At 34.3% G+C, this 12,734-nt stretch carries 12 protein-coding genes; 2 read left to right on the plus strand and 10 right to left on the minus strand.

Annotated elements, in window-relative coordinates; genetic code table 11:
- Positions 1-214: 214 nt before the first annotated feature.
- On the plus strand, positions 215-1,252 hold the full coding sequence (gene lpxK / locus FQU23_RS08420) for a tetraacyldisaccharide 4'-kinase (protein WP_147673474.1): 1,038 nt from the start codon (positions 215-217) through the stop codon (positions 1,250-1,252).
- Positions 1,212-2,024: a purine-nucleoside phosphorylase gene (locus tag FQU23_RS08425; RefSeq protein WP_147673475.1), complete on the plus strand. Its 813-nt coding sequence runs from the start codon at positions 1,212-1,214 to the stop codon at positions 2,022-2,024. The genes lpxK and FQU23_RS08425 overlap by 41 nt, the downstream gene beginning before the upstream one ends.
- Here the strand turns inward: FQU23_RS08425 and FQU23_RS08430 are convergent.
- From FQU23_RS08430 to FQU23_RS08475, 10 genes are all read right to left on the minus strand, one after another.
- Entirely contained in the window at positions 2,014-4,194 is a 2,181-nt protein-coding gene (locus tag FQU23_RS08430) for an ATP-binding protein (RefSeq protein ID WP_147673476.1), read from the minus strand. The genes FQU23_RS08425 and FQU23_RS08430 overlap by 11 nt on opposite strands.
- A gap of 26 nt (positions 4,195-4,220) precedes the next feature.
- Positions 4,221-5,216: a type I glyceraldehyde-3-phosphate dehydrogenase gene (gene gap, locus FQU23_RS08435; RefSeq protein ID WP_147673477.1), complete on the minus strand. Its 996-nt coding sequence runs from the start codon at positions 5,214-5,216 to the stop codon at positions 4,221-4,223.
- Between the two features lie 73 nt (positions 5,217-5,289).
- A complete protein-coding gene (gene lipA / locus FQU23_RS08440; protein ID WP_132110391.1) occupies positions 5,290-6,159 on the minus strand; it encodes a lipoyl synthase in 870 nt (289 codons plus the stop codon).
- A 244-nt stretch (positions 6,160-6,403) separates the two neighbouring features.
- Positions 6,404-7,231 carry an energy transducer TonB gene (locus FQU23_RS08445; protein ID WP_147673478.1) on the minus strand — a complete coding sequence of 276 codons (828 nt, stop codon included), beginning with the start codon at positions 7,229-7,231 and terminating at the stop codon, positions 6,404-6,406.
- Between the two features lie 174 nt (positions 7,232-7,405).
- Positions 7,406-7,957 carry an RNA polymerase sigma factor gene (locus tag FQU23_RS08450; RefSeq protein ID WP_132110395.1) on the minus strand — a complete coding sequence of 184 codons (552 nt, stop codon included), beginning with the start codon at positions 7,955-7,957 and terminating at the stop codon, positions 7,406-7,408.
- Positions 7,948-9,054 (minus strand): glycosyltransferase, encoded by a 1,107-nt coding sequence (locus tag FQU23_RS08455; protein ID WP_147673479.1) that lies wholly within the window; start codon positions 9,052-9,054, stop codon positions 7,948-7,950. The genes FQU23_RS08450 and FQU23_RS08455 overlap by 10 nt, the downstream gene beginning before the upstream one ends.
- A gap of 85 nt (positions 9,055-9,139) precedes the next feature.
- Entirely contained in the window at positions 9,140-9,754 is a 615-nt protein-coding gene (locus FQU23_RS08460) for an FMN-binding negative transcriptional regulator (protein WP_147673480.1), read from the minus strand.
- Between the two features lie 30 nt (positions 9,755-9,784).
- Positions 9,785-10,798, minus strand: a complete 1,014-nt coding sequence (gene murB, locus FQU23_RS08465; protein ID WP_147673481.1) for a UDP-N-acetylmuramate dehydrogenase — start codon at positions 10,796-10,798, stop codon at positions 9,785-9,787.
- Positions 10,799-10,979: 181 nt separating this feature from the next.
- Complete coding sequence (locus FQU23_RS08470; protein ID WP_147673482.1) at positions 10,980-12,047, minus strand: glycosyltransferase; 1,068 nt, start codon at positions 12,045-12,047, stop codon at positions 10,980-10,982.
- 9 nt (positions 12,048-12,056) lie between these two features.
- Complete coding sequence (locus FQU23_RS08475) at positions 12,057-12,734, minus strand: DUF2461 domain-containing protein (protein WP_147673483.1); 678 nt, start codon at positions 12,732-12,734, stop codon at positions 12,057-12,059.

A 12,734-nucleotide genomic window follows, 5' to 3' on the forward strand; every position in this document is an offset into this window, starting at 1 on the left:
TCTGAATTTAAACTTGTTTTGTTTTTTTAAAGAAGGTTTTTAAGGTAGCGAACTATTTTAAAATGTAATACTTTTTCGAAATTACATTTCTTATTCAATTCTTTAGAGAGTTCAAATAAATACTTCTTAAAGATAAAGCTTAAGTTCTGCTTCGAAATGGAAATAGAAAGGAATTAATTCGTTAAATTCGTGTTCAATTTTTTACAATTCTATAATGATTTTATTGCGCAAAATACTCTTTCCGTTTGCTATTTTATATGGTTTCATTACGAGTATTAGGAATTTTCTATTTAATCAAGGAATTTTTAAATCTTATAGTTTTGATCTGCCTATTATTGCTGTGGGAAACCTCAGTGTGGGCGGTACTGGTAAAACACCGCAAATTGAGTACTTGATTAGACTGCTGTCTGAACAATACAAAGTAGCTACATTAAGTAGGGGATATAAGAGAAAGTCCGCGGGTTTTATTTTAGCTGACGAGACTTCTAATGCTGAAATACTAGGGGATGAACCTTTTCAATTCTACACGAAATTTAAGAATATTCAAGTTGCTGTTGATGCGAATCGAAAGAACGGAATTGAACAATTGCTCTCACAATCGCAAAAACCAGAAGTAATTTTGTTGGATGACGCTTACCAACATCGCAAAGTGAAAGCAGGTTATTATATTTTACTTAGCTCTTATGGTGATTTGTACAGTGATGATTTTATACTTCCTGCAGGAAACTTAAGAGAAAGTAGAAGTGGAGCCAAGAGAGCCAATGTTATAGTTGTAACAAAATGTCCTGCAGATCTTTCAGAAGTGGAGATGGCTAGCATTAAAACCAAATTAAAAATTGGTGTAAACCAAGAATTATATTTTACGACCATTGCTTACGATGAATTTATTTACTCAGAAACGGGAGTAAAAGCAGTAAAAGACATCAAGAGTAGTGATAAGTTACTTTTGGCTGGAATTGCAAAACCTGGCTCTTTTTTCGAATATTTAAAAGCTGAAAAGGATGTTTGTATGAGTTTTCCAGATCATCATCATTTTAGTGAAAGCGATATTATAGACATTAAAAATAAATCGCTAAATAAGATCATAATAACGACTGAGAAGGATTATGTGCGCTTGCAGGGAAGAATTCCCGCCGATCAACTTTTTTATTTACCAATAAGAAGTCAGTTTCTTGCAAGAGATAATGACTTTAGAAAAACAATCATGAATTATGTGGGAACAAGTACAAGAAACGGTAAGTTACATCAATAAAGTAAACCACTTCAATCCTGAATATGGAATTATATTAGGTTCTGGTTTAGGAAGTTTTACGGATGACATTAAGATTGAATTTACATTGCCCTATAATGAAATACCGAATTTCCCTGTATCTACAGTTCAGGGACATAAAGGGGCTCTGGTTTTTGGAACTATTGGCGATAAAAAGGTGGTGGCCATGCAAGGACGCTTTCATTTCTACGAGGGATATTCGATGAAAGAAGTGACTTTTCCGGTGCGTGTCTTGAAGTTTTTGGGAGTTAAAAAACTAATTGTCTCTAACGCTTCTGGGGGAGTAAATCCCAATTATAAAATAGGTGAAATTATAATTATTAAGGATCATATCAATTTTACGCCAGAGCATCCGTTGCGTGGTGTAAATGACGAACGTTTTGGTCCGAGATTTGTAAATATGAGTGAGCCTTATTCGAGGAAAATGATAGCTAAAGCAAAAGAACTTGCTACAGAATTAAATATTGAAGTTAAAGACGGAATTTATTTAGGTCTACAAGGACCTAGTTTTGAAACCTTGGCCGAATATAAAATGGTAAAAATCCTAGGCGCTGATTGTGTAGGAATGTCTACTGTACCAGAAGTTATTGTTGCCCGTCACATGGATTTAGAAACCTTTGGAATCTCTGTAATTACAGACATTGGAGACGAGGATAATATTGATTCAATTTCCCATGACGAAGTGTTAGAAGCGGCTCAAAATGCAGAGCCAAATGTAAGAAGATTGATTAAGGAGTTGATCGTTAGGTATTAACTTTGTCTAATTGTTCCGCAATAACAGCGTAGAAATATTCAGGATCGAATGGTTTTGTTATAACATCGTTCATTCCAAATGATAATAGCATTTCTCTGTTTTCGTTCAGTGAAATTGCAGTTACGGCTATTACAGGAGTTAAAATATCAAATTCTCTAATTTTCTTAGTCGCCACTGTACCGTTTATTCCTGGAAGATGGACATCCATTAAAATTAAATCAAACTTATGGTTTCTGACTTTTTCAATTGCCTCTTCTCCGTTATCAATAATTTTGCATTTCATGCCTTTATTTAGCACCATTTTTTTTGCTATCATCTGATTGATCTTATTGTCTTCAACCACTAAGATGTTTTTATTTGCAAAAATTGATTCATCATAATTTTTAATTATGGGACTATCTGATGAATGCTGCTCGTTTACTGTAAATTCTAATTGAAATGAAAAGACAGAGCCTTTGCCTAAAATACTTTCGACTTTAATTTGTCCGCCAAGAATTTTAGTTAGTTTTTTTACGATTGTTAACCCTAATCCAGTCCCTCCATATTTTCGATTTATTTCGACAGATCCTTGGGAGAAACTTTCAAAAATCGTGTCTAATTTATCGCGTGAAATCCCAATACCAGTATCAATAATTTCAAATGAGAGTACCGCAGTATCATCTATATGGGATCGTAATTTAGCTTGGATCGTGACGTTCCCGTTCTTGGTAAACTTTAAAGAATTATTTATTAAATTCATGAAAATTTGCGACAATTTCGTTGGATCTCCTATCAAATGATCTGGGATGGTTTCATCAATGTTAAATGTAAAGGTATTATTATTCTTTAAAGCGATTTCCTTCAAAGAATTTCTAATGTCTTCTAACAGCTGTTTTAGATTGAAATTAACAGTATCTACTTCAACGGTATTGGATTCGATTTTATTGATTTCTAGAATTTCATTTATAAAGGTGGTTAGATAGTTTCCAGAAAATTTTAAAGATGATAAATAATGTAACTGTGACTTCTTAGGGTTTTCTTCCAGTAATAAATGAGTGATACCGTTTATAGCATTTAGTGGCGTTCTAAGTTCATGGCTAACGGTAGATAAAAATTCAAATCTTGCCTGTGATGCTTTTTCAGCTTTCTCTTTTGCTATTATTAACTCGGTGTTCTTTTCGTGTAGTAATAAATTCGATTTATTTCTAATGATATTGTTCTTGTATAAAGACAAACTCAATAGGGATAGAATTAAAATTAACGCAATGGCAAGGATATTAATCAGCTTAGAGAATTTGGTGTTTTTTTCCTCTTCCGCAATTTTTTTGTTAATTCGCTCTATCTTTTCTAGTCGCTGCGTTTCCTTAAAATTCTCATAATCATCAATGCCAAGTTTTTCATTGTTCGAAATCGAGATACTTTCTTTAAGATTCAAATGCTGCTGTAGATAGGAGTAAGCAGTACTTTTATTTAATATATTACCATAAACGGAACTCAGCGCTAGCAAAATATCCGATTTTTGCTTTAGATTGTCGTTTTTGGCATTTAATTCTAAGGCTTTATTATAGTAGTTTAAGGCTAAATTATTTCGTTTATTGATCTCTTCTATTAGTCCAATTTGATAAAGCGCTTCCGCTTTAACGTCTAAAATTTCAGGACTGTCCGGTTTAGAAATAACCAAATTAAAACAAAATGATGCCGCATTGTAATTCTTATACGCTTTATAAATAATTCCTTTTTGAAGATTGACGATGTCTTCATTAGGTTGAATATTTAAAGTTTTATAGATGGATAATGCTTTATTAAGCGAATTTTCAGCTGCTTTGTAGTTTTTTGTGCCAATAGAGGAAAGACTAAGGTAATAGTAGCTATTTGCGACCTGAGTTGAAGGAGGTAAGCCTTCGAATAGTGAAATACTTTCAGTAAAAATTTCGTTTGCATCACTGTATTTACTGAGGTCGTAGTAAATTTTACCTAAATTAAAAGTTTGGATGGCTTGAGCTTCCTTTTTAAGCTGGACCTCGCAATAATTTATTGCTTTTTGAGTAAAAAAAAGTGCATTTTTATAATTGTTTTCTTTGATGCTAGAATTCGCCTGCTCAGTATAATGGGATATGCTATCAGTATCCACTTTTTTTTGTGAATAGAGAAAGGAATGAATAAAAAACATATAAACCAAAAGGTATCTCATCTGTTGTTTATTTTTCTAAGCTATTTTTATTCTTTTGTCAACACTATTAAATCTATTATTCTAGACGAATAGCCTATTTCATTGTCGTACCATCCCACGACTTTTACCATTTTATCAATCACCGAAGTAAGCTGTGCATCAAACACACATGAATTTCTGTTTCCAATAATATCTACAGAAACGATTGGGTCTTCGGTGTAATCTAAGATCCCTTTTAAATTATTTTCGGCAGCGAACTTAAATGCTTCGTTGATTTCAGTTATTGTAACGGCACGCTTTACGTTGAATGTAATATCTGTTAATGATCCATCAGGAACGGGTACACGAATACCACAACCACCTATTTTGTTGTCTAATGTAGGAAAAATTTTTGTTAATGCCTTAGCGGCTCCAGTTGTTGTAGGGACAATGGATTGACTCGCACCGCGGGCTCTGCGTAAATCTTTATGGGGTTGATCGTGCAGGCTTTGGTCTGTTGTGTAAGAGTGAATGGTAGTGATATAAGCTTGTTCTATGCCACATAGCTCATCTATTACCTTCATCATCGGTGCTGCATTATTTGTAGTGCAACTGGCGTTAGAAATAATTTTTTCGGTACCATCAAGAATATGATCGTTTACACCAATAACAACAGTTTTAATACTATCTACTTCAGAGGGAGCGGATAGGATTACTTTCTTAGCTCCTGCTATTATATGCGCATTGATTTCTTCAAAAGTTTTGTATTTCCCAGTTGATTCGATTACATAATCGATATTCAAACTTTTCCAGTCTAATTTTGAAATTTGTTTCTCATGAAAAAATAAAAAGTGATTTTCTTCTACAAGAATACCTTTTTGATCTGCGCTTACCTTGTATGGTAAAACACCGTGAATACTGTCGTATTTTAATAAATGAGCCATCGTTTTTGTATCGGCAATGTCATTTATAGCAACAACTTCAATAGTAGTATGGTTTAAAAGCAATCGAAATAGATTTCGACCAATTCTTCCAAAACCGTTAATGGCAATTCTTGTTTTCAATAGATTTTGTTTAAAGTTTAAAGTTTCAGGTTTAAAGTCGCTCAACTTGAAACCTTAAACTTGAAACGTTTTTTTAAAGAATGTGCTTTTGTGCTTTATAAGAAGAGCGAACTAACGGACCACTTTCTACATGACGGAATCCTAATTCTAATCCGTATTTTTCATAGATAGCAAATTGATCAGGAGTTATGAATTCTTTAACTGGCAAGTGTTTTTTACTTGGTTGTAAATATTGACCAATGGTTACTACATCCACATTAGCATCCCGAAGGTCTCTCATGGTCTGGAAAACTTCTTCTTCTTGTTCGCCAAGACCAAGCATAATCCCCGACTTTGTTCTATTGATTCCTTTTTCTTTCAAGTATCTTAAAACTTCTAAGCTTCGGTCATATTTTGCTTGAATACGTACTTCACGAGTTAGTCTGCGTACTGTTTCTACATTATGTGAAACTACTTCAGGATTTGCGTCTACAATTCGGTCTATATTTCTTTCGATACCTTGAAAATCAGGAATCAAAGTTTCTAGAGTCGTAGTTGGATTCATTCTACGAATGGCTTTTACGGTTTCGATCCAAATAATAGATCCGCCATCTTTTAAGTCATCTCTATCGACACTGGTAATTACAGCATGTTTGATATTCATTAATTTTATCGAACGTGCTACTTTTTCAGGTTCGTCCCAATCTACTGTTTCTGGTCTTCCAGTTTTTACACCACAAAAACCACAAGAACGGGTACATGTATTTCCTAAAATCATAAATGTAGCGGTACCTTCACCCCAGCATTCGCCCATGTTAGGGCAGCTTCCTGATGCGCAAATCGTATTCAAACTATATTTATCGACTAAGCCTCTTAGTTCAGTGTATTTTTGTCCTATCGGGAGTTTTACCTTCAACCATTTTGGTTTTTGAACAGGTAAAGTATTTTCTAAAACAGTTTCCATAAATCAATTTTAAGACTGCAAATATAAGGAATGTTGATTTAAAATAGGGTGTTTCGGGCGCGAAGCTTGAAGCGAGATTTATATTAATTATTTGCGCAATTCTCTGTGATTTTTCTGTGTGGCTGTAGTTTGCAGGTATTTATTCCTATCAGCGCTAGAGAAGTAAAAGGGGTATAGGAGTTTTGTTGCTTTCGATAAACATAAAAAAAAGCAGAATCAAGTGATTCTGCTTTTCTGTCGAAGTTTAATTCAGTTGAACAACAATGGGTAAATTGTAAGCTGTTCGCACAGCTTTTGAATCGATCATTCCAGGCGCCCATTTGGTTCTCAACGATTTTAGAACCCGAATTGCTTCTTTCCCCAATCCATAACCTGGATCGTTTTTTACTTGTATATCAGTCATGCTTCCGTCTTTTTCGACCACAAAAGAAACATAAACACGAATGCTTCTTTCTCCGTTTATTTCTGGGCTTTCAAAATTTTTACCAATGTAGGCGTAGAATTTAGCAATTCCACCGGGGTATTCTGGCATTTTGTCCAAAAGGGTGCTAGCCACAACCGTATTCCCATAATCAGCTATTGCAGGACTTCCATATCCCGTTCCTTGCGATGCGACTGGATTTGTACCAATAATCCCATTACCATCAGGATTATTATTTACCGTAAGCGGGTTTTCAATATTGGTTGCAATATCTGGAGTCGCGAGCGTAGCCTGAACAATTGTAGGGTTTTTAAGTTGGTGTTTTTCAATAACGACACTTGGTTTTTGTTGGATAGCTTTCGGTAGAACGGGTGCTTCAATTTGTTTAACTTGATTGGGAAAAATTTTAGTCACCTCAATAATTTGATCGATACTTCCAGGATTTGCTGCATGTACGTTTGTTGCAGGATTAATTAGACTTACTATTTTTGGAATTCCTACCAGAGAAGCGCATAATAATATACCAATAAAAAGTGCAAATAAAGAAGTTTTTACGCTTTCTTGACGCAGTTGATATGCCCCGTATTCTTTGTTTTTGTTTTCGAAAACTAGATTAATCCAGTTGGACTCGTAAAGACTTAGTTTTGACATAATTTATGGATTTAATGGTTAGGTATCAGTTAAATCATAAGCGTGTAGTGTTTTTAAGTTCTAACGTCAATAATAAGAATTTTATTATGTAATGTGTTAATTATTCGAAAAATAATTTATATAAACAATAAAATTAAGTTTTATTATTTAATTTTTAACAGAGTAGATTGTGATTTATCTTTTGTCTCTAATAATTTCTGCCAATAATTTTTTAGCACGAAGGAGTTTAATTTTTACGTTGCTTAAAGGCTCATTAATTTTAGTAGCAATTTCCTGATAGCTCATTTCCTGAAAATAGCGCAACTGGATTACTTCTTGGTAATGGGGTTTTAGCTCTTTTATGTAACGCAAGAGTTGAGAAAGATTCTGTTCTGTAATCAGTTCGTCTTCCTTAGATGGAGTGGTGTCTGCAATATTATACGCTTTCTGATCTTCTTGATCTGTAATTTCGATAAAAAGGCTGGACTTTTTTTTACGTAGTAAATCGATGTGTACATTTTTAGCAATACTAATTAGCCAGGTGTTAAACTGGAATTCAGGATTGTAAGTCGCGATTTTGTCAAACGCTTTTGAGAACGTCTCAATGGTAATGTCCTCGGCATTAGTCTCGTTTTCGGTACGTTTCAACATGAAGCCATAAACTTCATTCCAATAGTAATTTAATAGAAAAGTAAAGGCCGCTTGATCGCCTTGTTTTGCTTTTTCGATTTGATTATTTATTTCCAATTTACCGGTTTTGAGAAAGTATTCGTAATAAAGATATTGATTTGTGTGAATATAAGTATTAATTCGACAATAGGAAACCAGTATTTTAAATCTTTCTCTTTTAATTTAGCCGCCGAAAAACCAACAACTGTCCAAACAGCCGCGTATCGAACAAAAATTAAACTCAATACCACAATCCAGTAAAACTGAAAGGACAACAAGATAATGGGTAGTAAAATGAAAAGTAATTGGGAACAGTAGAAAAGTCCCAATTGAAATTTATCTAATTTTTTATAATAGCTTGCCGTAGCAACATGTCTTCTTTTTTGGATAATCCAATCCTTATAAGTAGTTTTTGGTTTCGAATAGGTGAAACTTTCTGGCGTGTAGGCGATAGTAGTGTTTTTTGAAGTTGCGGCTTGATTGATAAACAAATCGTCATCACCAGAGCGTACCTGAATGTGGTTTATAAACCCGTTTACGTTAAAAAACTCTTCTTTCTTGTAGGCTAAATTTCGGCCTACTCCCATATAAGGTCGTCCTGATTTTGCCCAAGAAAAGTATTGCATAGCAGTGAGTAAAGTTTCAAAACGCATTAATTTGTTAAGAAAAGATTTGTTGATTTTCTCGTATGCGCCATAGCCTAACACAATCGTTTTTTGCATGGTGAATTGGGAACTCATCGCTGTAATCCATTCTTTTGAAGTAGGGTAGCAATCAGCATCAGTAAATAATAAATATTCGTTTTTGGCTGCTTTTATTCCTAAAGTCAATGCGTATTTTTTATTTCCCCAAAAAGCCTCGTTGTTTTTAACTTTTACCAAACGGATATTTGGGTACTGTTTTTCAAAACCTTCGAATATTTCTAAAGTAGCATCACTAGAAGCGTCATCAATTAAGACAATTTCATAATCAGGGTAGTTTTGCTCAGCAAGTAGCGGGATGTACTCCACTATGTTGTCTTCTTCGTTTTTAGCACAGACAATAACTGAAATCGAAAGTCTTTTGGGTGTTACTTTTTGTGCTTTTGCGAAAGCAAATTTTCCAAAAACACCTAAATAATAAAAAAGCTGAATGAAAACGACAGCAATAAAAAAGTAAAGAATTATAATAAGCATCTGAGTTTTTGTGTTGTTGAATCGGGTGCAAAGGTATGAATAGAATTAGTATTTATAAATTATAAATTATTGATTTTTTAAAAAATTACCGAGGGCATTTTTTCATCTCATTTGCTACTGCAACTGATTGATTTTCTTTGGTTTTTTCTAATTCTGAGATGATATTTTGATAATTTTTATCATCCCTATTTTGCGATAGTTTTTTTGTCGCCTGAATTTCGGTAATTTCAATTTCAAAAGCGACAACTCCACTAGCTTGCATCATCGTTTCTTTGGATAGATCCTCCACTCGAACAGGATTTTTAGATGCCTTTTCATATTTGTCCACTAATTTTTTTAGGGATTCAACGACTGCTTCTCCTTCGACAATTTTAATTCTTCCATAGACATGTACTGCAATATAATTCCAAGTAGGAACATTTTCATGATCGTACCAAGAGGAAGAAATGTAGGAATGTGGGCCGGAGAAAACGGCTAATATCTCGTCGTTCTCAGTGAAGCCTTTCCATTGTGGATTTTCTTTAGAAAGATGTCCGTATAAAATACTATTCCCTTCCTTGTCAGTTTCAAGTTCTAGTGGGATGTGGGTTGCCGTTAACTTGCCTTGCGTTTGATTGATAAGGATACCAAAGCTATTTTCTTGTAAAAATGCATGTATGTCGTCTCGGTTTTCATTTTTGTAAAGGTCTGGAGTGTACATGATATTGACTTATAGGTTTGATTAATTATTTTAAATTACATTCACTTCGGCTTCAATGTGGATACCAAAAGTGGTGAAAATCGTTTCTTGTATAAGCTTTGAAACCGTAAGGATTTCTTGTCCCGTTGCATTCCCATAATTCACTAAAACCAAAGCTTGGTTTTTATGGATTCCTGCGTCTCCAAATCGTTTTCCTTTAAATCCGGCTTGTTCGATAAGCCATCCTGCAGGAACTTTTACTTCGGTTGTGGAGACATCATAATATTTCATTTCAGGAAATTGCTGATGTATTTTTTCGAAATCAGATTTTAAAAGGATCGGATTTTTAAAAAAACTACCGCTATTTCCTAATTCTTTAGGATCGGGTAATTTGCTTTTTCGAATAGCAATAACCGCATCGCTTACTTCTTTCAAGCTAGGATTGCTAATGTTATTTTTGGCTAATTCGGTTGTGATATCGCCGTAAGAAATATTGATTTTGTGGTCTCTTTTTGTAAGTTTGAAAACCACTGATGTGATGATATATTTGTCTTTTGCTTCGTTTTTAAAGACGCTTTCTCGATACCCAAAATGGCATTCTTCTTTTGTGAACGTCTTTAATTCTTGATCTGCAATAGTTATTGCGTCACAGGAAACAAAAGTATCTTTCATCTCGGTTCCGTATGCACCAATATTTTGCACGGGAGTTGTTCCTACATTTCCTGGAATAAGCGACATGTTTTCCAGTCCGCCAAAATTCTGGTCAATGGTCCAAAGTACAAATTCATGCCAGTTCTCACCAGCTTGACTTTCGATCCAAACATAATCTTCATTTTCATTGACAATTCTTTTTCCTTTAAGGTCAATATGAACTACTAAAGCATCAATGTCTTTAGTAAGAAGCATGTTGCTACCGCCACCAAGAATGAATTTACGCTCTGCTTTTTTTTGTTCTAAAATGGCAGTCAATTCGGCGGTACTGTGTACTGCAATAAATTGTTTTGCTTTGGCTTCGATACCAAAAGTATTATAGTTTTTTAGAGAAAAGTTAGTTTGTATTTCCATGAAAGAAAGTGCTTTTTATAAATATATTCCGAGCTCAAAAGTAAGAATTAAAATTTGTTTGCCTCGCTTTTCGTTCAGATATACATCTTAAATATTGCTATGATATTAGGAGTTGTTTTGGGTAGGCTTTTTTATTTGTCTCGAAAAGTCAAATGAAACATAGTCTTAGTATCAAAAAATGCTAGTTAACTTCGGCGTTGTTTATTAATTCGTGGTATTTGTTGGCGATTATCTTCATGTTGATTTTGTAATCGACATGCTCTTCGATAAATTGTCTGTTTTTCAACACGGTTTTCGTTCTATAATTACTGTTTTCGAAAGCCCATAATATTTCCTCAGCAAGCATATCTGCGTCGTCTACCGTGATTAATTGTCCGTTTTTGCGATGGTTAATCCAACTTCGATTTCCAGCGATATTAGAGACAATAGGATAACAATTGCAGGCCATCGCTTCAAACAACGATGCTGAAACCCCCTCTGTCACTGGCATGCTGATATAAAAATTAGACTCTTGTAGTTGTTTAGGTAACTCGGTATTTGCAATTCTGCCTTTAAAAACGACCTTGTTTTCGATATTTAGAGTTTTCGCTAAGTCTTTTAAATTGTTAAGCTGTTTTCCGTCGCCAACTATTGTTAGAGTGAAATCAATTCTTTTTTCATTTAACATTCCGAACGCTCTTAAAACAACGTCATGGCGGTATTCCGGTAGTAGAGAACGGCTGACAATTGCGCAAATTTTATCGGGATTTGCCGTGTTTCTATTATTGAATTTTACTAAATCAATCCCTTTTGGTAGCACCATGATTTTACTCCTATCTACTTTGGCCGCAGCCATAGAGATTTTCATTACTGGCCCCCAAGCATGAATAAGAGTTGCTTTTGTGAAAGCATATTTTTGGATTATTTTTTTGAAGGGCAATAAAATAGATCCTTCGGGCCATAAATCAGTTTTGCCCTGTTGTGCAATAGCCACTGGTTTTACACCAGATAGAGCGGCAAGAAAGCCGTAGCTTGTGGTTCTCTCAGCAATGACCATATCTGGTTGATGCAGTTGTATTAATTTCTTAATTTCATGTAATGCAAAGCTGAACTCAACTATTCGTGCTATTCTGTTGAAAAAAGTATCGCTTGGTGTTTTTAACTCCCAACTGATTATTTCGAAATCACCAAATTCCTTTAGACCATTCTGCCAGGTAATAGCATCAGCTCTATACGATTCGCCTAGAAAAAGTATTTTTCTTTTATTCATCGAAATAATTTAAAACTCATCAGTGGTCAGTGCTCGATTGATAAATTCATTTAAAGGTTTTAAAAGGATGAGCTTTTTACTCATTTTTGACACAAAATCTTTTTGAAGGATTTCTGAAATATCAAATTTTACGCTGGCTTCAAAACTTTTTAGTTTTAATAGTTCAATTGCGGGATGTTCTTTGTCATACCCACGAGGAGGGTTTTTAAGTGTGCTTTTTTCATTTCGATCAAAGTCTCCAAATTCCTTCTTGAAGTTTTTCTCATTGAGAATCACTTCTAAATCATCATGAAAATAAGCGATTTCTTTGCGCACTTTTTTTAAATCTTCAGGAAGTGGCGCATAGAATCCGCCGGCGATAAAACTGGCGCCTTTCTCGATATGAACATAATAACCGGAACGGTTTTGCCCTTTTGTCCCTGAGGACATCCATACCCCGATATGAGATTTGTAGGGTGATTTATCTTTAGAAAACCGTATGTCTCTATTGATTCTAAAAGTACAGTTTTTTATTTCCAGCAATTCTAACGTAGGGTCCAAAGGTTTCATGACGTCAAGAAAATCTGCGACCAATTGATGATAGTCTTTTTTGAAAATTTCGTATCTTTTTTTATTGTCTAAAAACCAATCTCTATTGTTATTCGCTTTTAAATCGTCCAGGAATTGTAGTGAATCTTTTGAAAGCAT

Source organism: Flavobacterium sp. XN-5, assembly GCF_008033395.2.
GTDB classification, from domain to species: domain Bacteria; phylum Bacteroidota; class Bacteroidia; order Flavobacteriales; family Flavobacteriaceae; genus Flavobacterium; species Flavobacterium hiemivividum.